This is a genomic window from Enterococcus bulliens (assembly GCF_053761865.1).
Genome location: NZ_JBSMXK010000010.1, coordinates 21,536 through 43,458 on the forward strand (window position 1 = coordinate 21,536; position 21,923 = coordinate 43,458).

23 protein-coding genes and 1 pseudogene are annotated in these 21,923 nt (G+C 37.5%); 7 read left to right on the forward strand and 17 right to left on the reverse strand.

The features are described from left to right. Window positions 1-40 precede the first annotated feature (40 nt). Complete coding sequence (locus ACWOEC_RS06550) at window positions 41-337, reverse strand: DUF1048 domain-containing protein (RefSeq protein WP_455306795.1); 297 nt, start codon at window positions 335-337, stop codon at window positions 41-43. A 363-nt stretch (window positions 338-700) separates the two neighbouring features. Further along, window positions 701-2,215, reverse strand: a complete 1,515-nt coding sequence (locus ACWOEC_RS06555; RefSeq protein WP_455306894.1) for a class I adenylate-forming enzyme family protein — start codon at window positions 2,213-2,215, stop codon at window positions 701-703. Between the two features lie 154 nt (window positions 2,216-2,369). On the opposite strand from ACWOEC_RS06555, the gene ACWOEC_RS06560 reads away from it, so the two are divergent. Continuing rightward, window positions 2,370-3,269, forward strand: a complete 900-nt coding sequence (locus tag ACWOEC_RS06560) for a lactate/malate family dehydrogenase (RefSeq protein WP_455306797.1) — start codon at window positions 2,370-2,372, stop codon at window positions 3,267-3,269. Between the two features lie 38 nt (window positions 3,270-3,307). On the opposite strand, the gene ACWOEC_RS06565 is transcribed toward ACWOEC_RS06560, so the two are convergent. The 12 genes and pseudogenes from ACWOEC_RS06565 to ACWOEC_RS06620 form a co-directional block, all read right to left on the reverse strand. Then, window positions 3,308-4,156 (reverse strand): aldo/keto reductase, encoded by an 849-nt coding sequence (locus tag ACWOEC_RS06565; RefSeq protein ID WP_297074561.1) that lies wholly within the window; start codon window positions 4,154-4,156, stop codon window positions 3,308-3,310. Between the two features lie 96 nt (window positions 4,157-4,252). After that, complete coding sequence (locus tag ACWOEC_RS06570) at window positions 4,253-5,140, reverse strand: cation diffusion facilitator family transporter (RefSeq protein ID WP_455306799.1); 888 nt, start codon at window positions 5,138-5,140, stop codon at window positions 4,253-4,255. Between the two features lie 163 nt (window positions 5,141-5,303). Continuing rightward, window positions 5,304-5,939: pseudogene (locus tag ACWOEC_RS06575) on the reverse strand (DUF421 domain-containing protein). Between the two features lie 67 nt (window positions 5,940-6,006). Then, window positions 6,007-6,390, reverse strand: coding sequence for a DUF3290 family protein (locus ACWOEC_RS06580; RefSeq protein WP_455306801.1), 384 nt, complete (start codon window positions 6,388-6,390; stop codon window positions 6,007-6,009). Between the two features lie 70 nt (window positions 6,391-6,460). Beyond that, window positions 6,461-7,015 carry an Asp23/Gls24 family envelope stress response protein gene (locus ACWOEC_RS06585; RefSeq protein WP_455306802.1) on the reverse strand — a complete coding sequence of 185 codons (555 nt, stop codon included), beginning with the start codon at window positions 7,013-7,015 and terminating at the stop codon, window positions 6,461-6,463. A gap of 31 nt (window positions 7,016-7,046) precedes the next feature. Continuing rightward, window positions 7,047-7,241, reverse strand: a complete 195-nt coding sequence (locus ACWOEC_RS06590; protein ID WP_297074554.1) for a DUF2273 domain-containing protein — start codon at window positions 7,239-7,241, stop codon at window positions 7,047-7,049. A 13-nt stretch (window positions 7,242-7,254) separates the two neighbouring features. Next, entirely contained in the window at window positions 7,255-7,821 is a 567-nt protein-coding gene (gene amaP, locus ACWOEC_RS06595) for an alkaline shock response membrane anchor protein AmaP (RefSeq protein WP_455306805.1), read from the reverse strand. A 348-nt stretch (window positions 7,822-8,169) separates the two neighbouring features. Beyond that, complete coding sequence (gene rplT, locus ACWOEC_RS06600) at window positions 8,170-8,529, reverse strand: 50S ribosomal protein L20 (protein ID WP_016185125.1); 360 nt, start codon at window positions 8,527-8,529, stop codon at window positions 8,170-8,172. 66 nt (window positions 8,530-8,595) lie between these two features. Next, a complete protein-coding gene (gene rpmI / locus ACWOEC_RS06605) occupies window positions 8,596-8,796 on the reverse strand; it encodes a 50S ribosomal protein L35 (protein WP_010742869.1) in 201 nt (66 codons plus the stop codon). A gap of 61 nt (window positions 8,797-8,857) precedes the next feature. Then, window positions 8,858-9,379 carry a translation initiation factor IF-3 gene (gene infC / locus ACWOEC_RS06610; protein WP_016185126.1) on the reverse strand — a complete coding sequence of 174 codons (522 nt, stop codon included), beginning with the start codon at window positions 9,377-9,379 and terminating at the stop codon, window positions 8,858-8,860. 270 nt (window positions 9,380-9,649) lie between these two features. Next, the gene (nox, locus tag ACWOEC_RS06615) at window positions 9,650-10,984 is read right to left on the reverse strand and encodes a H2O-forming NADH oxidase (RefSeq protein ID WP_455306808.1); all 1,335 of its coding nucleotides are present in this window, start codon (window positions 10,982-10,984) and stop codon (window positions 9,650-9,652) included. 244 nt (window positions 10,985-11,228) lie between these two features. Then, window positions 11,229-11,864, reverse strand: a complete 636-nt coding sequence (locus ACWOEC_RS06620) for a deoxynucleoside kinase (protein WP_455306810.1) — start codon at window positions 11,862-11,864, stop codon at window positions 11,229-11,231. A 207-nt stretch (window positions 11,865-12,071) separates the two neighbouring features. Here ACWOEC_RS06620 and mvk point away from each other — a divergent pair, with 207 nt between their 5' ends. From mvk to ACWOEC_RS06650, 6 genes are all read left to right on the forward strand, one after another. Then, window positions 12,072-13,007 carry a mevalonate kinase gene (mvk, locus tag ACWOEC_RS06625; protein WP_455306812.1) on the forward strand — a complete coding sequence of 312 codons (936 nt, stop codon included), beginning with the start codon at window positions 12,072-12,074 and terminating at the stop codon, window positions 13,005-13,007. Continuing rightward, window positions 13,000-13,992: a diphosphomevalonate decarboxylase gene (mvaD, locus tag ACWOEC_RS06630; protein ID WP_455306814.1), complete on the forward strand. Its 993-nt coding sequence runs from the start codon at window positions 13,000-13,002 to the stop codon at window positions 13,990-13,992. The genes mvk and mvaD overlap by 8 nt, the downstream gene beginning before the upstream one ends. Further along, window positions 13,989-15,071 carry a phosphomevalonate kinase gene (locus tag ACWOEC_RS06635; RefSeq protein WP_455306816.1) on the forward strand — a complete coding sequence of 361 codons (1,083 nt, stop codon included), beginning with the start codon at window positions 13,989-13,991 and terminating at the stop codon, window positions 15,069-15,071. The genes mvaD and ACWOEC_RS06635 overlap by 4 nt, the downstream gene beginning before the upstream one ends. Continuing rightward, window positions 15,068-16,108: a type 2 isopentenyl-diphosphate Delta-isomerase gene (gene fni, locus ACWOEC_RS06640; protein WP_455306818.1), complete on the forward strand. Its 1,041-nt coding sequence runs from the start codon at window positions 15,068-15,070 to the stop codon at window positions 16,106-16,108. The genes ACWOEC_RS06635 and fni overlap by 4 nt, the downstream gene beginning before the upstream one ends. Window positions 16,109-16,270: 162 nt before the next feature. After that, entirely contained in the window at window positions 16,271-16,960 is a 690-nt protein-coding gene (locus ACWOEC_RS06645; RefSeq protein ID WP_455306820.1) for a response regulator transcription factor, read from the forward strand. Beyond that, complete coding sequence (locus tag ACWOEC_RS06650; protein ID WP_455306822.1) at window positions 16,950-18,272, forward strand: sensor histidine kinase; 1,323 nt, start codon at window positions 16,950-16,952, stop codon at window positions 18,270-18,272. Before ACWOEC_RS06645 ends, ACWOEC_RS06650 begins: the two co-directional genes overlap by 11 nt. Here ACWOEC_RS06650 and ACWOEC_RS06655 read toward each other — a convergent pair whose 3' ends face one another. From ACWOEC_RS06655 to yajC, 3 genes are all read right to left on the reverse strand, one after another. Further along, window positions 18,273-18,695: a hypothetical protein gene (locus ACWOEC_RS06655; RefSeq protein ID WP_455306824.1), complete on the reverse strand. Its 423-nt coding sequence runs from the start codon at window positions 18,693-18,695 to the stop codon at window positions 18,273-18,275. Window positions 18,696-18,773: 78 nt separating this feature from the next. Continuing rightward, window positions 18,774-21,362: a bifunctional acetaldehyde-CoA/alcohol dehydrogenase gene (gene adhE, locus ACWOEC_RS06660; protein ID WP_455306826.1), complete on the reverse strand. Its 2,589-nt coding sequence runs from the start codon at window positions 21,360-21,362 to the stop codon at window positions 18,774-18,776. Window positions 21,363-21,513: 151 nt separating this feature from the next. Beyond that, window positions 21,514-21,861 (reverse strand): preprotein translocase subunit YajC, encoded by a 348-nt coding sequence (yajC, locus tag ACWOEC_RS06665; protein WP_297075691.1) that lies wholly within the window; start codon window positions 21,859-21,861, stop codon window positions 21,514-21,516. Window positions 21,862-21,923 lie beyond the last annotated feature (62 nt).

Sequence of the window (21,923 nt, forward strand, 5' to 3'; positions counted from 1 at the left end):
CTTAAGGCTCATGGCCCTTTATAGATTGTGTTGACACAAATTAATCGTATAACTTCTCAACATATTTCGTTGCGATGCGCTCGACTAACTCACGTAGATCGTGCTCCACAACCGTGACCAAATCCAAATGTTTCGCATCGCTACGCTCAAATAAGTGCAAAATTTCTTCCAAAATTAGAACTTTTTTGTGTGAAGATGCATCCACATAATGGTTAATCACACGCTTCGTTTCTATCCATTCATTGGCGTAAGAAACTGACAAAGCCAAAGCGCGTTCATCGAACAAATGTAGTTTTTGTTCATTAGTATTGATTGTAAACTTATGATAAGGATCCATAATGGTTCCTCCTAACTCAGTGCAACACTGTACACCATCAAAAATAAAATCTAAGCCGCCCCTTCTATCCTATTTCATTTTTGATCATCGCACCCCTCCTAACTGGAAGGAAAAAAGGTTACTTTTCCTACGCGCATGTGTCCTTTATAGATGCACCACACGACAGGCTAATGAATTTATAAACTAACATCCGTTCTTTAATATCATAACACTAAATACATAAAATAGACAATATTTCGTAACATATGTTCTCCTCTATTCTTGTCCTTATGACTTTCTTATTTAATAACTAAAATAACGCATTTTTATCAAAATTTAGACATAAAAAAAGGTCATTTTATCAAATTAAAATGACCTTTTTTCTTATTGAAATTGTTTTTCTAATTGCAATCGTTGGACTTTCATCGTAGCAGTTCTGGGAATATCTTCCCATGCCATCACGACTGGATGGTGCAACTGTGGCAAATCACTTACAGCCTTAAACCATTGTTCCTCGTCCATCGCTTCCCCTTCGATCAATGCCAATACGGGTTGTGCTTTATGCTCTTTTCCACGCACTAAAACGACCTCAGCTAAGAATGGTAAATGGTCCAGTAAATAATCTTCAATGGCTAAAGTACTCTCCACTTCGTCAATGAGATCGACTTGTCGATCTTTTAGATAAAGATGTCCTTCGTCGTTCATACATCCATAATCACCACTATCCCACCAAGTTCCAAAAACAGTATTTTGGAACCGTTCATCCTCTTTATAATACGTTAACGCACGTCCTTTTGATAGAAATTGGATATGACCATCTGTATTACGTGGTAATTCGCGACCTTGTTCATCGCAGATCCGTGCTTTGGTCAAATCTTCTAATCCAACTCCCATATCACGTGCATTAGAAGATGTCAGTGTGTTTAACTGATGTGCTTTTAAAATCATTGGGCCACATTCACTTTGACCATAGACTTGTAAAAAGACTGGATCTTGTGCTTTGCTTGCCTTTAAGAAAGCTGCCATTGTTTGGTTATTGATCGCATCAAAAGTGGAATGATAATAACGTGTTTTCGCAAATACTTCAGGCTGCTCTTTAGCCAAACGAGTCCATTGTACAAAATGATTCGGATGCGTTTCTAAGGCCATTGGGTGATATGCTTTCAGTAACTGTGCAACATTGTTTAGCTCTGGATTAGCGATCGGCAACATCGGAAAACCTAAAGCCATCAAAGAAGAAATCCCAATATTAAAGCGTGAGTGTACTGGGGAAATATGGAAAGCTACAATTCTACGACCTTCCATCTTAGCCATTACTGTTTTTTGCCATACTGTTCGCCAGCCCATAGAATTGGCAGAATGACAAATCAATTTCGGGACACCAGTCGTTCCTGAAGTATGCGTCATATAAGAGATTTCATCTATTGCTAATTGTGCTTGCGGTACTATTTTACCAACTGTATTTAACAATGTTTCGACGGAAATCTTTTTCGTCTCGTCATATGTGATGGGGTCGATACGAATCGCAGTTTCTTCATCGTATACTACAAATGGATCATCTAAGCGTTCTAAAAAGACCTCAATGGTACTTTGCGGTAAATGATATGAAATCATCGCCGGAATCGCGCCTAAGTAAGAAGCCGCTACAGCAAGCAAGTAAGTATCAAAACGTGGGCTCTTATAGATTAAAATAGCATCTCCTTTTTTTACTCCCAAAGCAGCCAACTGATAAGCGCGTTGTTTTATGCTTTCTAAACTCGCTTGATAGGTAGTCGTGGTATGCAATTCGGGAAAAGCACGCAAGGGTTCATCTAACACGATCGCACTTTCAGGAAATTTTTGGGCAGCTTGAACATAGTTTGTAAATAAATTCAAAGGTTCATGCGTAAACGGTATCATTTGTCTCATTCCTCTTTTCATCTTATTAAAAAAAGCTAGTATTCACTTCATCGTTATTGTAACGAATTAATTGTGAAAATTCTAGCAAAGATTAGATGAAGTTGACTTTTAGCTGATTTCACGTAAGAATAAGACAAAAGATCGGAGGGGTTAGATGAGTAAAATTGGGATTATTGGTATAGGAAATGTTGGTAGCACATTAGCGCATACCTTGATTGAACGTCATCACGTTACAGACTTATATTTATTTGATAAAAATAAGGAACGTTGTGTGGCTGAACAACAAGATTTGATTTGTGCACAAATCGGACAAAAAACGACAGCGACGATTCATATTGGTCAAAAAGAAGATTTTGCTATATTGGATCTTGTTGTCTTTTCGATAGGAAATATCCGCTTATTGAATGGATCAGGTAGCCGTTTTGACGAATTGGATTTCACGAAAAAAGCTGCAAAAGAATGGTCTGAATATTTAACAAATTATGCTTTCAAAGGGATTTTGCTTGTGATTACCAACCCTTGCGATGTGATTACACATTATATGCAACAACTCACAAACTTTGAAACAAATCGTGTGATCGGGACTGGTACATCCTTGGATACTGCTCGTTTGCAACATGCTCTTAGCTTAGCATTTGATGTAATGCCAAATGCAATCAATGCTCTTGTTTTAGGTGAACATGGAGCAACACAATTCGTTCCTTGGGACTATGTGCAAACACTAAATTCTCAACTAGATTTTACTAAATATGATTTAGAACAACTCGCCAATCAGGCTTTGATGATCGGTGAGACGACTTTCACTGGCAAAGGCTATACTTCATTTGGCATCGCCAATCAAGCCGATCAGTTGATTTGTGCCTTAACAAGCTCTCAAAAAACATTTTATCCAGTTTCAGCTTATGATTCAAAACAGGATATTTATATCGGACAATACGCTAGTTTAAATTACACTGGAATCATCGACATCTTTCCTATTTCCTTAACTGAAAAAGAAGAACAAGCTTATCAAAAATCTGTTTCTTGGATCAAAGAAATGGCAACACATATCTAAAAAAAGGGAGTGACAAAATTTTGTCACTCCCTTTTTAATTAAAATTCCGCAGCATCAGGATTCCTAGCTTTCCCTACTACGCCGTCTAAGCCATCAATGATCGCCATATCTTCATCAGATAATTCAAAATCAAAGATTTGACTATTTTCTAGGATACGACTTGGAGTTACCGATTTTGGTAATGGTAAAAAGTCGTGTTGAAGTGACCAGCGTAAAGCGATTTGCGCAATTGTTTTATTGTATTTATCAGCTAACTCTTGCATTTCTTTTACTTCAAAGATCTTACCTGTTCCAAGTGGGCTATATGCTTCAAGTAAGATATCATGATCATGACAATAGGCTACAGTTTCTTCCATTAGTTCACCTGGTGCCAAGAAAATTTGATTGACTACAGGTTTTACTTTTGCATGTTTCAATAATGCATCTAAATGATGTGGTCTAAAATTACTCACACCCAATGCTTTGATTTTTCCAGCTTCGTAAAACTCTTCCATTGCACGCCAAGTTTCAGCATTGGCTTCTTCCCAATGATCACGAAATTCTACCGGATTTGGCCAGTGAATCAACACTAAATCGATATAGTCTGTGTCTAGTTCTTTTAAACTATTTTCAAGTGATTGTTTTGCTAAATCGTAAGAATGGTTACTATTCCAAACTTTAGTCGTTAAAAAGATATCTGAACGCTCAACGCCACTTTCTTTGATCCCTTGACCAACACTACCTTCATTTTTGTATCCTTGGGCAGTATCGATGTGACGGTAACCTATTTTTAAGGCTTCTTTAACTGAATCTACGGCCACTTGACCATCTGGAGTTTGCCATGTTCCAAATCCTACTTTCGGAATCTTTACGCCATTTGCTAATGTGTATGTTGCGGTTAAACTCATGAAAAATCCTCCTCGACGTTCGTTTTTTGTTTACTAATATAGTGTATCAAAAAATAAAACAGTCGCCTAATGACATGCTTAAAAAGAGCAAACCACTTAGGCTTGCTCTTGATTATCAGGTTCGACGTGGACATCGATTTCTGCTACTCCATGCCGTTCATATAAACGTTCTTCGATCAAATCAGCAAGTGCATGACTTTCTTCAACATTCATTTTAGCTGGCATCAAGACGACTACATCCACATAAATATTTGCACCATAGTTACGACCTTTTAAACTTTTTACTTTAGTTATTCCATCGATCTGCATAATTTCTTTTTTATATTCAACTAACAATTCCGTATCAAATCCATCTGACAAGGAAAACACGCTCTCGCGAAAAATATCGATCCCAGTTTTTAAGATTAACAACCCGACGATTACCGCTGTCAAACTATCGATCCAACCAAGATGAAAAGAGGCCGCAAAAACGGCTACTGCTGTTCCGATACTGGTCCATGCATCACTTAGATTGTCTTTAGCTGCAGCCATCAAGCCTGAGCTACGTACACCTTGAGCGAGCTTTTTGTTGTAACGATAGACACCGTACATGAAGTTTGCTGAAAAAATCCCAACGATTGCCGCTATCATATCTGGAGTTTCTTCTCTACCGGTAATCATCGTTTCTAACGAATTATACAATACTTGCAAACTCACCGCGATCATAATCAATGAGGTCACTAAACTCGCGACGTTTTCTGCTTTCCAGTGACCATAACGATGGTCATCATCTGCTGGTTTTCTGGACAATCTTAGGCCGATCAGTACCGAGATCGAGGCGATGATATCTGTGGCATTATTTAAGCCATCAGCTTGTAATGCTTCTGAATGTGCTACATTTCCAATCAATAGCTTCAGCGCTGAAACGATTATATAAGCTACAATACTTACAATCGCCCCTTTTTCAGCTAATTTCAGCTCTTGATATCGTTTTTCGTTCCCCAATACGCCCACTCACTTTCCGGTTTTTATCAAGATATTTAGCATAACAAAAAAGAACGGTTGAAGGCTGAGAATAAGAGATTTCTTAACATTTTGGGCAACCCATTTTCTGTAAACATCACACCTTATTTCAAATTAAGGGTATCCCTAATTTTTTGGTAACGTTTTATTTTTGATAACGATAAAGTTTTAACTTTCCAGCTAAATATTCTCCTAGATAAATCTCATTGATTTTTGTAAATCCTTCTTGTTACGCTTGTTCTTCTAACCATGCTTCATCTTGATCGATCAATTCTAAAACGTCTAAATTTGCTTGTCCATCGACAATAATCGGATAGCGAATATTATCATCACCAAACTTGATCAACGTCAATTGGCCATTTTGTTCTAATACTGCACTTTTCACTTCATTTACTTCATAGATACCATTTGAACGCAGTTTAAACATCAGCTCATTCGCAGAAACTCCGCTTTTTAAGCATTCATCGACATTTACTTTACCATTTTGAACTAGCGTGATTGGTCTTCCATCGATCCATCGCTTGATGTAACGATTGTGTTCTTTTGAAAATTTGACGATCAAGACTAGCAATGTCCAAATGATCAATACTAAAATAAACTGCAATACGGTGATATCATCATTATAGATGATTCCACCAATGATCCCACCTAACACGTAATTTTGGACTTGATCCAATGCAGAAGTAGGTGCTAGATTTTCTTTTCTCATAATATTGATCTGTAAAATCAAACACAAAATTCCTAATCCTAATTTGATAATGATCGGACTATAAAACTCCATACTAGTCTACTCCTTTAAGGATGAGATTCTCATCCAATAAATAAATTCTTTTTAACTGATAAGCATCTTAATCATTCGTAAATTCGACCAAATAGATCGCTTCTTTAATTTTAAGATAGCTACCGTTGCATAACTGTGTATCATTTAGAACAATATCTGCTAGAGAAACTTGCTTTTGTTTTGCGATAGTTTGTAACATTTTCTCAGTTTGCGTAGATGGCGAATGTTTCGTTTGTGTTTCTTGATATTCTGAAAATTGAATCCCAGAAGTCAGTAAAATGAGCAATAAAACAATTAAACTCAAATCGCGATATTTTGAAGTCCAACGATGCCTCAAGTACAAGCCAAACACGATTGCCAAAATGAACAACAAGCTAAACAGCAAGCCATACCGTATCCAAACTGTGTCATTTGGTTGATTAATTAAATAATCATATGTATAAAATGTCATATAAAGTTCCTTTCTACAAAAAAAGAAGCCTAAGCATCAAAGGATGCCTACGCTTCTTCATGTACCTTGATTATTGTACGCGTGGTTCACGTGCTTCATCAATACTATCTTTTACATTTTCTTTTCCATTGTTAAAAGATGATTTTACTTTTTTGCTTTGTTTTGAAGCAAAATCGCCAACATTTTCTGTAGCATCGCTTAAACGATCTTGAACAGTCACTGAATCTTCTTCATATTGTTCTTGTGATTTAATATCTACCACTTCAACATTGACTTCGATCACTTCTAAACCAGTCATGTGTTTAACTTCTTTTACGATAACTTCTTTGATTTTGTTAAAGATATCTTGTACATCTTTACCATATTCAGCTACGATATCTAAATCAACAGCTACTTGTTTTTTACCGACTTCAACATCGATTCCTGAAGTTACGTTGTCTGTATTGACTAATTTTTCAGCAATGTTTGAGAAAAATCCGCCGTCAACAGCTAGTAATCCATCGATATTTTCTAAAGCGATCCCTACGATTTTTTGGATTACTTTATCGTCAAATGTTAATTCACCTTTTACAGCAGTAGTTGGTGTAGTTGTTGGGTTGATTTCTTTATTTTTTACGTTTTCCATGCTTCAAGCACTTCCTTTTCTATTTATTTTATTATTTTTTATCTGGAAAAAATCTTTCCAGCAGTTCACTTCTTTGTAGATACATTCCAATAAAACTTCCCGCCGCAATCAGTAATAAGACGAGAATCGTTTTAAAAAATCCCAACGAAAGAAATAAGATAGCTAAGATCAAGCCACAGATCCCTCCGATTATTGGGAATGTATGTTGTTTAAACAACTCAGACATCATATCCCTCCTCTTATTGTACGCGTGCTTGTGACGAGCGTTTTGGTGTATCTTTTTGGAGGTCTTTAAATGTCACATGAATCTCGACTGGCGCCTCTACTCCTAGAAAACGATGAATCTCATCTTCTGTTTTTTTGTTGAATCGTTGTACTTTTTCGTACGTATCAACAGTTGGTCGTACGGTTCCTGTTACTTCAACACGCACTTTTTTCTTTTTCATTTTGGTTTTTACACGAGGATTTTTTAACCACTCGGTTTCATTTGCACTCGCTTTTACTAAACCATCAACTGCACTTTTTGATAGTGTCAAGGTTCCTTTGTCCTGTTTTAAAGGAATCGTAGTTGTAGTTTTGGGGATCAATGCCACAACGATAATACCGATTAGAATAAGAATCATAAAAATTGCTGCCATCCAAAAGAAGTAGATTGGTAAAACTCCACCGACTATTGGGTAATCTTTTGGTGCGAGCAAGTGAAATTGAAATTGTCCTACTGACTGATAGCGAATCAAACTATCTGCTAGAACAGTGATTAATAATAAGCCAATAAGTGCAATCACAAACTTCTTCCATTTTGCCATTCATCACTCCACCCTTTCTGTTTATTTATGCCCTAACAAAACTGTAACATCATTTGTTTTTTTTTTAAAGTAATATGCTATCTCTCTCATAAAACATAACATAAATTATTTTTGAAACATTGATACAAAAGCTTATATAACAATCATTTTTTATTTTATATTGTTTCATTTTTTTGGATTTGAGACATTGAAATAAAACATTCACATACAAAATTGTAAGTTTCTCATTGTTTAATCCGCTTACATTTATAGATTTTTAGATAGTTATTTTATAAAAATGCAACTAATTTGCTCAAAAAAAAAGATCTTGTTTCAATGAAGAAACAAGATCTTAGGTCTTTAACTAAATTATTTAGCTAATGCGCTTTTTGCTTGGTCAGCTAAAGCAGTAAATGCAGTTGCATCATTTACAGCTAGGTCAGCTAGCATTTTACGGTTGATATCGATTTCTGCTAATTTCAAACCGTGCATTAATTTAGAGTAGCTTAAGCCATTCATACGAGCAGCTGCGTTGATACGTGCGATCCATAATTTACGGAAGTCACGTTTCTTTTGACGACGATCGCGGTATGCGTAGCTATATGATTTCATTACTTGTTCTTTTGCTGTCTTGAACAAGGTATGTTTTGAACCGTAATATCCTTTTGCTAATTTAAGCACTTTTTTACGACGTTTACGAGATACTGTTCCACCTTTAACACGTGCCATTATTTAATTCCTCCTAATTGAATCTTCTATACTTAATTTTTGTCTGTTGGAAAATTTTGCGTTGAATTATTTCATTCTCGCTAATTGTTGACGGATACGTTTGTAATCGCCCTTAGATACCATTGAAGCTTTACGCAATTGGCGACGTTGTTTCTTTGTTTTACCGTGGAAACGGTGACTTGTAAACGCGCGGAATCTTTTTAATCCACCGTTACCAGTACGTTTTACGCGTTTTGCTAATCCGCGGTGTGTTTTTTGTTTTGGCATAACTAATTTCCTCCTCAAAATCTTTCGTTATCTAACTGACCTTACTCTAATAGAGCCGAATCTACTTGTCGTTTTTTGGCGCAAGTACTAAGAACATACTGCGTCCGTCCATTTTCGCTTTTTGTTCTACAGTTGAAACATCAGCTGTTTCTTCTGCAAGACGATCTAGGACTCTCTGACCAATTTCTTTATGGGTAATGGCGCGACCTTTGAAACGGATAGAAGCTTTCACTTTATCCCCTTTTTCAAGGAATTTGCGTGCATTACGTAATTTAGTATTAAAATCATTGACATCGATCGTTGGACTTAAGCGAACTTCTTTCACACTGATAACCTTTTGTTTTTTACGGGCTTCACGTTCTTTTTTCTGTAGTTCAAAACGATATTTCCCATAATCCATAATACGAGCAACCGGTGGTTTTGCATTAGGTGCAACCAACACAACATCTAAGTTAGCTTGTTCTGCGATTTGCAACGCTTCTGCTTTCGTTTTTACTCCGAGTTGATCTCCGTCTTGACTAATCAAACGTAACTCACGTGCACGAATGCCGTCGTTTACCATCATATCCTTTGCTATGGTCATTCACCTCCAAGTTTTTTGAGAGAAAGAAAGAGTTTTCTTACAAGTAGGCACAAAAAAACGAGTTCTTAACGAACCCGCAACGTGACCCAAATTGATTGGATAACTATCTGCCCAGCGACAACGTCACGAGGCGAGAAGCGGGTGCTTCTGCTTTCATTTCTCAACTCTTACTATTATAGGGACTTATTCATAGAAAGTCAATGATTTTTAACTATTTTTCCATAAAAAAAGAGGCTGTGACAGAAGTTTATCTCAGCCTCTTCTATAATATTAGTTTGCTGCTTGCGCGGCTTTGTTGATGTAGTTATATGGTTGGTTGAAGTGTGGTAAGAAAAATAGATCCAATAATTTTAATTGATCGATCGTCATTTTTTGCTCAATTGCAAGTGAGAACATGTGGATTGCCATTGAGATATCAGAAGTGTATGATCCCATTTGTGCACCAACGATACGACGAGTATGTTTATCAAATACAATACGGATTTTAACACTCGCATTTTCTTTCATAAATTCTGGTTTTTGAGTATCTTCATAGTCGACATAGTCCACTTCTACACCAAAACGTGCTGCTGATTCAACCGAGATTCCAGTTGATACCATATTGTAACCAAAGATTGAGATTCCATTTGAACCTTGTACTCCCGGAGATTCGACACTTGTTCCACCGATATTTTCCCCAGCCACAATTCCTGAACGCACGGCATTTGTAGCAAGTGCAATATAAGCTGTTTGTTCCAACGCATTTGAGTAAACAGTCGCACAATCTCCTACTGCGTAGACATCAGGTAAACTTGTTTGTTGATGACGGTCGACTAAGTACGCACCGTTGACGAAACGTTCTAGTTTATCGCCACCGATAGCACTATTTGGTAAAAAGCCGATTGCATTGATCACCATATCGACATCGTAGCTGCCGTTTGCTGTTACGACTTTTTCCACTTTATCTGTTCCTTGATATTCTTGAACAAGTTCGCCTAAATGCATTTCGATGCCGTGCTCTTTTAAGTTTTCGTCCATGTTATCTGTAAACCATTTATCATAGTAGTTTGGTAAAGAACGTGTCGCTGCATCAAATAATAAAACGTGTTTACCACGACGTTTTGCGGCTTCGGCCATTTCCACACCGATGTATCCAGCACCAATAACAGCGATGTTTTTGATTTCATCATTGCTTAAGATTTGATCAATCATTTGACCATCTTGGAATTTTTTCATAAAACGAATATTTTCTAGATCACGTCCAGGTACATTTGGTGAGATCGGTACAGAACCTGTTGCTAAAATCAATTTATCGTAAGATTCTTCAAACGTTTCGCCACTTAAGGTTGTGCAGTAGACGATTTTTTTATCGAAATCGATCGTTTCTACACTTGTTTCCATGTGAACTGTTGCACCTTTTTGTAAGAATTCTTCTTTGTTTGTGTAAAATAGTCCATCAACGCTCTCGATTTGACGACCTACCCATAAAGCTGTTCCGCAACTTAAGTAGCTTAAATTTGTATTGCGGTCGATCATAACCACTTCTTGGTTTTTGTAGTTATCTAATAAAGTATTTGCAGCTGCCACTCCAGCATGGTTTGCTCCAACAATCACTGTTTTTGTCATAATATTTTTCCCCCTCGTGTTGTTTACATACATAGTATATAAAGATTGTGAACACTATAACTATCATATTTTTTTGCACAAGCGAAAAAGATGCGACCAAATACAATGAAAGCTTTTAAATCAACTGTTAATTGCTTGCTCACTTTTTTTCAATTTTTTATATTGTGAATTATTTATTTTTTATTCACAAATAAAAAAAGATGATAAATGTTGATATATCAACATTTATCATCTTTAGATTTTATTAAGAAATTTCATCAAGCTTAGTTTCGATCTGTTTTATCACGATCTTTTGCGCTTTTTCATCTGTTATAAAATCAAGATAATCTCCATCGATTTGGATTTTAGGACTTGCATCGTAATGTTCAAACCAAGTATCGTAACGCTTGTTTAATTCTTTATAATAAGCATACAAGGTTTCGTCTTGTTCGATCTGTTCGTATTCACGACCTCTTTGCTTGATTCGTTTTAACATCGTTTCTAGTGATACTTTGATATGGACCAAAAGGTCTGGACGCTTTTGATAGGTTGCAAGCGGCAACTCTTCTAACATATTCGCTAGCAATTCATCATAGACTGCAACTTCAGTTTTTGTCGTTCTTCCTAAATCTGCATTTAGATGAAATAATAATGAATCTTCGTAAATCGAGCGATCTAACACATTATTTTCTTTTTTACATGCTGCTTTGATACTCGCAAAGCGTTTGTTCAAAAAATAGATCTGTAACAAAAAGGCATATTTCTCAGGATCTTGATAAAATAAAGGCAACACTTCATTTTCTTCGACCGGCTCGTAAAAGGCCTCACTTTGAAAATGAGTCGCTAAAATTTCTGCTAAACTAGACTTTCCTGCTCCAATCGTTCCTGCTAAGACAATCATCTTGTTCCTCCTTATTTCTTCAATTTTACTACTATACAATACTTCAAAATTTTTGTCATGATACCTTGATATGAAAAAAAACGTGAAAAAAAGGTTAAGAAATCAAATTTTTTTAAGAAAAGTAACCAGATAACTTAACGGATCTACAATAATCTAGTAAAATGAAGCCTGAACTGTCAGATATTACAGAAACGAAAGAGGAGAGCTATGAAAGAAGTAGGGACTGGGGAAGCAACTGGTAAAATTATTTTGATGGGTGAACACGCTGTCGTTTATCAAAAACCCGCAATTGCGTTTCCATTTAAAGGAACAACGATTACAGCGATGATTACACAAGCAAATGAAAATACCTTAACTTCAAGTTATCATACAGGATCACTCAAACAAACATCTGAAAATTTAGCCAATATTACTCAATTAACTCAAAAATTACAAAAAGATCTGCATACACCTGCCTTTCATTTAACCATTCAAAGTACGATTCCTGCTGAACGAGGAATGGGTTCAAGTGCCGCAGTAGCTGTAGCTATCACGCGCGCTTTTTTTGACTGGCAACAACTTGAATTATCTGAAGAATCACTGCTCACTTACGTCAACTTTTCAGAACAAATTGCCCACGGAAATCCTAGTGGTATTGATGCTGCCGCAACCAGTGGCTCACAGCCGATCTATTATCGAAAGAATCAAGCGATCTTACCTTTTCCTTTAGATCTTGATGCATTTTTAGTAGTAGCAGATACTGGAATCAAAGGGCAGACTAGAGCATCAGTCCGTTCGGTTGCTGAGTTAGCTAAAGTACAACCGAAATTAGTTACTGAACTTACTGAACATTTAGGTCTGCTTACAGATCAAGCAAAAGAAGCCATTATGCACAATGAAGCAACATTACTTGGTGAATTGATGGATCAAGCACAGCTTGATTTAGAAAAATTAGGTGTGAGTAATCAAGAACTTACAGATTACACTCGTTTAGCCAAACAATACGGTGCACTAGGTGCCAAATTGACTGGTGGCGGCCGTGGTGGTTGCTTTATCGTTTTAACAAAAACTAAAGAACAAGCTGAGACTATTTGCCGCATTTTGCAAGAAGCTGGGGTAAAAGGCACTTGGCTACAAGGATTAGGAGCTTACCAACATGCTTAAAGGAACTGCACGTGCTTATACCAATATCGCATTGATCAAATATTGGGGTAAAAAAGATGACGCATTGATTTTACCGATGAACAATAGTCTATCTTTAACACTAGATGCATTTTACACAGATACGACTGTGACATTTTCCGATTCATTTACAAATGATCGATTTATTTTAGATAATACATTACAAGATCAAAAAGCTACGACTAAAATCACACGCTTTTTAGATTTAGTCCGCGAGAAAATGGATCAGCCACTTTATGCTGAAGTTATCAGTACAAATCATGTACCGACTGCAGCCGGACTCGCTTCTTCAGCCAGTGGTCTAGCAGCTTTAGCACTCGCTTGTAATGAAGCATTACATTTAGAGTTGTCTAAAAAAGATCTTTCACGCCTAGCTAGACGTGGTTCTGGATCTGCTTGTCGCAGCATCTTTGGTGGCTTTGTGGAATGGCAACAAGGCAAAGATGATTTGACCTCTTTTGCTCAACCAATCCAAGCTGATCGTTTTGAAGATGAACTAGCAATGGTGTTTATTTTGTTAAATGACAAACAAAAAGACGTTTCTAGTCGCGACGGGATGAAACGAACAGTCGACACTTCAGCTTTTTATCCAAATTGGATCAAAACCGCTGGTGAAGATCTGATTGCTATCAAACAAGCACTCGCAACTAAATCATTTACTCGTTTAGGTGAAATCACTGAAGCAAACGCGTTAAAAATGCATGCGACTACTCTAGCTGCTGTACCACCTTTCACCTATTGGTCGCCTGAAAGTCTGCGTGCAATGGATGTCGTTCGTACGTTACGACAAAATGGATTAGAGTGCTACTTTACAATGGATGCTGGTCCTAATGTCAAAGTTTTGTGCCAAAAAAAGGATCGCCATAAATTAATTGCTCAGTTAGAACAAGCATTTTCAAAAGAACAAATCATCTGTGCCCTAGCTGGATCAGATGCGCACCCTATAGAAATGGAAGTGACATTATGATCGAGGTCTCAGTACCTGGAAAATTATATATCGCAGGTGAATATGCTGTCGTAGAACCTGGACACCCTGCAGTGATCGTAGCTGTCGATCAATTTATTACAGTCAAAATCGAAACCGCTCGTAAAAATGGAACGATCCATTCCCAACAATACAGTGATCTGCCGATTCGTTGGACGAGACGCAATGGCGAATTGGTCTTAGATCATCGTGAAAATCCTTTTCATTATATTTTAGAAGCCATTCGTTTGACCGAAAAATATGCTTCTGAAAAAGGTAGAATTTTAGCCTTCTATGATCTGAAAGTAACGAGTGAATTAGACAATTCTAACGGCCGCAAGTATGGCCTGGGTTCAAGTGGTGCAGTTACAGTAGCTACTGTCAAAGCCTTGAATCTCTTTTATGATCTTGAAATGGATGAGATGACAATTTTTAAAATCTCTGCTTTAGCACATTTAGCTGTCCAAGGAAATGGCTCTTGTGGAGATATCGCGGCTAGCGCGTTTGGTGGTTGGATTGCCTTTTCGACTTTTGATCACGAATGGGTCATCAAAAAACAACGGGAATGGCCACTTTCACATCTTTTAGCTGAGGATTGGCCTAAATTGGCCATCACGCCTCTCAAAACGCCTAAAAATCTTCGCTTGTTGATCGGTTGGACTGGCAGCCCTGCATCAACTTCAGATTTAGTGGATCAAGTTAATCAATCAAAAGATGAAAAAAATCGCGCGTATCGCCAATTTTTAGCAGACAGCAAAGAATGTGTCCAAACATTGATCGATGCTTTTGGTGCAGAAGATGTGCATACAATCAAAAAAATGATTTTGAAAAACCGTGTCCTTTTGGCTGAGCTTTCACAAATCACAGGCGTTATTATCGAAACGCCCGCATTAAAAGAATTGTGTGAATTAGCGATTGCTTGTGGCGGTGCAGCAAAATCTTCTGGTGCTGGCGGTGGTGATTGCGGTATTGTAATCGCAGATCAACGTACTGGCATTTTACCGCTCATGAGCGCTTGGGAGAAAGCTGAAATCACCCCATTACCTTTACACGTTTATCACTATCAAGGAGGCGCGCAATGAATCGAAAAGATGAACACGTATCACTAGCAAAAGCGTTTCATAGCAAACATGTTACCGATTTTGACGCGATCCGACCGATTCATCAATCGTTTCCTGAAATTGCAGTCAAAGAAGTCGATTTAAGTACTACTTTAGCTTCTTTGGCTACACCGTTTCCCTTTTTTATCAATGCGATGACTGGTGGTAGCGAAAAAACGAAAAAAATCAACCAAGACCTTGCGACGATTGCGCGCGAGACAAAACTTGCAATGGCTACAGGTTCTGTTTCAGCAGCCTTAAAAGATCCAACTGTCAAAGATTCGTTTACGATCGTTAGACAAACCAATCCAGATGGGATCTTATTAGCCAATGTTGGTGCCGGAACTTCTGTAGAGCGTGCAAAACAAGCTATCGAGTTGTTTGAAGCCGATGCCTTACAGATTCACGTCAATGCACCTCAAGAGCTTGTGATGCCAGAAGGAGATCGTGATTTTACCAATTGGCTAGCGCTGATCGAACAAATCACAGCGACACTAGACGTCCCTGTGATCGTCAAAGAGGTTGGCTTTGGGATGACGAAAGAAACGATCCAAGCATTACTTGATCGTGGTGTTAAAACAATCGACGTTTCCGGGCGTGGTGGAACAAGTTTTACACAAATCGAAAACGCCCGCCGTAAACAACGCGAATTTTATTATTTGGATGACTATGGACAAACGACTGCCGAATCCTTGTTAGAAGCGAATCAAATCCAACAAGATTTTTCATTGATTGCTTCTGGTGGAATCCGTCATGCTTATGATATTTTCAAATCATTATGTTTAGGGGCAGATAGTGTTGGACTTTCTGCTACGATCTTAAATGAATTATTAACACATGGCATCGAAGATACGATTGTATTTGTTGAACGAATCAAAATTGAACTAGAAATGCTGTATACGATGAGTGGCATTACAAAAACTACACAAGCAACCACTGTTCCACTACTGCTTACTGGTTCGTTACATGATTGGTGTTTAGCTCGTGGCATCGATCCAACTTCCTATGCAACACGTTAGAGTGCGATAAAAATAAGTCGAGTAATTGCCGAAATAGCTAAACCTATTATCGGAATTATTCGGCTTATTTTTTAGAGCTATTCACTTCTGTCACACTCTCTTTTTTAAGGTTATTTTTAGGTTTATACGCTATACTAAAGAAAAAGTTTGAGGAGAATTGATATGATAAAAATATTATTGGTCGAAGACGATGTGACGTTATCTGAAAACATTAAAGAAATCGTATCATCTATTGGGGAAATCACACAAATGTATACTGGTAGCGAAGGTTTATTTGAAGCTGAGGCGGGGATCTATGATTTGATCATCTTAGATTTGATGTTACCTGAAATGAATGGGTATGAAGTCTTAGCAAAATTGCGAAAACAACAAGTTCAAGCACCGGTATTGATTTTGACAGCTAAAGATGGTTTAGAAGATAAAGTCGAAGGATTCCAAAAAGGTGCCGACGACTACTTAACAAAACCATTCTATCGCGAAGAATTAATCATGCGTGTCAAAGCATTATTGAAGCGCTCATTAGGACTATTTGATGAACAAATGCTAGCTTATGGTCCAATTAGTTGTCATTTAACGAATAAAAAAGTTCGTTTTCATGATCAAATTTTACCTATTCAAGGAAAAGAGTTTGAACTATTAGTCTATTTTATCCAAAATCAAAAAGTTATTTTAACCAAAGAACAAATTTTCGATCGGATTTGGGGATTTGATTCTTCAACTACTTTGACCGTTGTTGAAGTCTATATGAGTCATTTGCGAAAACATCTACGTGAAACAGGACTAGATAAAAAATTCCAGACACTACGAAATGTGGGTTATCTCTTACAAGAAGCGGATCCTTATGAAAGCTAAATTACCCAATAAACAACGAATCCGCCTTTTTTTAGCCAATGTCTTAGCTTTTGCGCTTGTTTTCTTTGCTTTAGGTGTGATCGTATTACAAGTTTTATCTCTTTCGGCTTATCGTGAGACCGATCAACAGTTGACACAGACAACTAGCAATTCGCCTTTGATTCAATTGGAAATCCAACGCTATCAAGAGAACGATCCCACGTTACGCTTAGATGGCGATAAACGATTTAAAGACGATAGTCCGAAACCGATGTTTAACAATCAAGTGATCTTATGGTCCAAAGACGGTCAAATCTTAAACAAAGAAGCACTGGGTAGTCGCTATGCACAATTTGAGTCATTGACACTCAATACAAAAGAACTCGACAGTATCCAAACACTACAATTAGAAGATCAAGCAAGTAATACTTCTGATTTTCGTTCAGTCATTCGGAAAGCACCAGATAATAATTCAGATATCGCGTATGTCCAAATATTGGCCAATACCAATCAAATCAAATCGGCTTTGACGAACTTTAAAGCGATTTTGGTCGTATGTATGGTTATTTTTTGGTTTTTATCGATTGGGATCAGCTATATTTTAGCGAGTCTATCGATGCGTCCGATCGTAGCTTCTTGGAAACGACAGCAAGAATTTGTCGAAAATGCTTCACATGAACTACGGACACCTTTAGCAATCATTCAAAATAGTTTGCAACATTTATTTACCAAACCCAATCAAACGATTTTAGAAGAATCAGAAAGTATTGCTCAAGCACTTGCTGAAACAAGACGTCTAACTGGCTTGACCAATGATCTACTGACGATTGCACGAAACGATTCCAATCAACAAGTCGTGGAATATCAAGAAGTCGCATTACAACCTTTCTTAGAAGAATTACTACGTCCTTTCCAAGAGATGGCCCAATTAGATGGGAAACAATTATTGTTACAACCTCTTGAGGACCCAGAACAAACATGGTCGTTTGACCGTAAAAAAATCCATCAAGTCCTCGTGATTTTACTCGACAACGCGTTAAAATACACAAAAGCACAAGATCAAATTTTTGTCGTCACTAAAACGACATCTAAAGACTGGCGTGTTATGGTCAGCAATACTGGACCAGGTATTGCCGATAAAGATAAAGAACACTTATTTGATCGCTTTTATCGTGAAGATCATTCACGAGCTAAAGAAACTGGAGGATATGGACTAGGTTTAGCTATTGCAAAACAATTGATCCAAGAGCATCATGGTGACATCACAGTTAAAGATTTTAATTATCAAAATCAAATTGGGGTCACTTTTGAATTTAAGTTACCTAAAAAATAATCAACGTGTAAACAGACGCTGCCAAAAACTTTTGGTGGCGTTTTTTGCTTTTTGTTCTACCAAAAGACTCTCGTTCAAAGTTGGATGCTCTTTTTGTAACATTTGATTGAATTCTAAGATTCCTGCTACGCTAGACTTCATCCGGCGCACTTCTCCATTGTCTTCTTGACTGAGCATTAGCCATTCTCCTAACAGCGCCGCTTGCTCTTGTAGTAATTTACGACTATCTAAATCTGATGACTGTTCTAGAGCTATCGGTGCTCGATCATCTAAAAGGACAAACATCGCAAGGTAATCACGTATGTCAAATAAAAATACTTGTGTCTGATCATCCCATTTTTTCTCTTCATATGCTTTACTCCACGTAGCCAATCGTCGACTAGATTGTACCAGTTCACTAGTTACTTCTTTTATCGTTCGCATTTTTCTCACACCTTTCTTACTTAGTTTACCATAAAAAAAAGTGTGCTGAATTCACTCAGCACACTTCATAAGGAGAAATTATCCTTTGTAGGCATCTAGGATAATTTGTTTTAATTCAGAGATTAATGGTTCTTTTGGATTAGCTGTTGTACATTGATCTTCGTAAGCAAGTTCTGCCATACGGTCTACGGTTGAATCAAGTACTTCTTGAGTAACACCTTGTGCTTTCAAGCTCATATCGATTCCAACTTTTGCACCTAGATCATGTACTGCTTGAGCTAACGCAGCAACTAATTCTTCCGTTGTATTGCCTTTAAGACCTAAGAAACGAGCGATTTGTGCGTAATCTGTATCGGCACGGAAGTAATCATATTTAGGGAACATCGCATGTTTTTGTGGATCTTTGGCATTGTAACGAATAATATGTGGTAATAAGATCGCATTGGTACGTCCATGAGGAATACCATATTCTCCACCAATTTTATGCGCTACTGAGTGACAAATACCTAAGAAAGCATTAGCAAACGCCATCCCAGCCATCGTTGATGCATTATGCATTTTTTCGCGCGCATCTGGATCAGCTGTTTTCACTGATTTTTCTAAGTTTTCAAAGACTAATTGGATCGCTTGTAAACTCAATCCACGAGTATAATCAGATGCCATTACAGAAACATAAGATTCGATCGCATGTGTCAATACGTCCATACCTGTATCAGCTGTTACAGAAGCAGGTACTGATAATACAAATTGTGAATCCACGATCGCCACGTCTGGTGTCAACGCATAGTCTGCTAATGGATATTTCACATGTGTTTCGCTATCTGTAATTACCGCAAATGGTGTGACTTCAGAACCTGTACCTGAAGTTGTTGGGATACATACAAATTGTGTTTGTTCTGGTTTTTTGATTTTGTAAGCACGTTTACGAATATCTAAGAATTTTTGTTTCGCACCAAAGAATGAAGTTTCTGGGTGCTCGTAGAACATCCACATTCCTTTAGCTGCATCCATTGCAGATCCACCACCAAGCGCGATGACTGTATCTGGTTTGAAATCTAGCATCATTTCAGTTCCAGCGTACACTGTATTGGTTGATGGGTTTGGTTCAACATTTGAGAAGACTTCGATTTGAACATTATTTTTACGGCGCATCAACACGTCACGCACAGTATCAACATAACCGAATTGCACCATACCTGGGTCACAAACGATCATCACACGTTCAACGTTTTCCATATTTGCTAAATACATTAATGAGTTCTTTTCAAAATAGATTTTTGAAGGTAATTTGAACCATTGCATATTATTTCTCCGTTTCGCCAAAGTTTTCACGTTGATCAAGTTTACTGCAGATACGTTACGAGAAACTGAGTTACGTCCGTAAGATCCACAACCTAATGTCAATGATGGTAACATTTCATTGTAAATATCTCCGATACCACCTTCTGCAGATGGCGTGTTCACTAAGATTCGGCAAGCTTTCATACGTAAAGCAAATTTGATTTGTACATCTTCATCTTCAGAATGGATAACAGCAGTATGTCCTAGTCCACCTAGATTCAACATTGCTTCACTTAATTCGATTCCATGTTCCGTACTGTTTGATTTGATCATTGCCAATACTGGAGATAATTTTTCACGAGATAATGGATGTTGTGGTCCAACGTCATCGATTTCAGCAATCAACATTTTCGTTCCAGCTGGAACATCGATTCCTGCATCTTTCGCGATTGAAATTGCTGAATGCCCAACGATTGCTGGATTTACAGCATATTTGCCTTCATTCATTACTGTATTTTCTAATTTTTCTAATTCTTCAGGTTTCACGAAGTAGACTTGATGTGCTTGGAATTCCGCTTTTACTTCATCGTAAATTTCTTTGTCGACAATAACGGCTTGTTCAGAAGCGCAAATCATACCGTTATCAAATGTTTTTGATACGATCAAATCGTTTACGGCGCGTTTAATTTTCGCTGTTTTTTCGATATATGATGGTACATTACCTGGTCCTACACCTAAAGCAGGTTTTCCAGTTGAATAAGCTGATTTCACCATTGCTGCTCCACCAGTTGCCAATACGATTGCAATACCAGGGTGGTTCATCAATCCTTGTGTTGCTTCGATCGATGGTTGTTCGATCCATTGTACACAGTGTTCTGGTGCTCCTGCAGCAATCGCTGCATCGCGCACGATACGTGCAGCTTCAGCTGAACATTTTTGTGCACTTGGATGGAAAGCAAATACGATCGGATTACGTGTTTTTAAGGCGATCATTGCTTTAAAGATCGTTGTTGACGTTGGATTTGTTGTTGGTGTTACTCCACAAACAACGCCCACTGGTTCTGCGATCTCGATCAATCCTTTTTGTTTATCTTCACTGATGATCCCTACCGTTTTATCATCTTTGATTGAATGCCAAATATATTCAGAAGCATACATATTTTTGATTGCTTTATCTTCGTAAATTCCACGACCAGTTTCTTCAACTGCCATTTTCGCTAACATCATGTGATTATCTAAAGCTGCCATTGCCATTTCATGTACAATATGGTCGACTTGTTCTTGAGTAAAATCAGACATTTTGCGCATTGCTTCGTTTCCACGAGCCGCCAATTCATCGATCATTGTTGCAACATCAACTGTTTTAACTTCTTCTTTTTTTGCCATTGATAGGTTCCTCCTATTTATCTCCAACTTGTTAACTTATTCACAAGAATAATATACCTTACTTCTTTTCTTTTGTAAATACTTTTTTGTGATTTTTTTCACTAAAAAGCAAAAAAAAGAAAAAAGAGCTAAAAACTAGCTCTTTTTCTCTTTATTTTTCAGTTTTTTCTTCTTCGATCACTTCATCCACTTCAGTTTCAGCTAAAGTTTCTGGTGTTTCTTCTACGATCACACTTGTTGGTGTCGTTGGTGGTGTTACAGTGCGGATCGCTGTACGATCGAATTCTAATACGATTCCTTCACAGTCAATCAATACTGTATTTTTTTCTTTATTGACTTCAGAAATGACTCCGTGTAAGCCCCCAATTGTAACGATTGCACTTCCTGGTTGCATTGAATCCAATGTTTCTTGACGCTTTTGTTGTTGTTTCTTTTGTGAACGTTGGAAGAATAACATCATTCCTCCAAAGAAAACTAACATAATGATTAATTGTACCATCTAGACACCTCTCCATATTCTTTTCTCTACTGTAGCACAAAACAACATAAGTTCTCTAGACA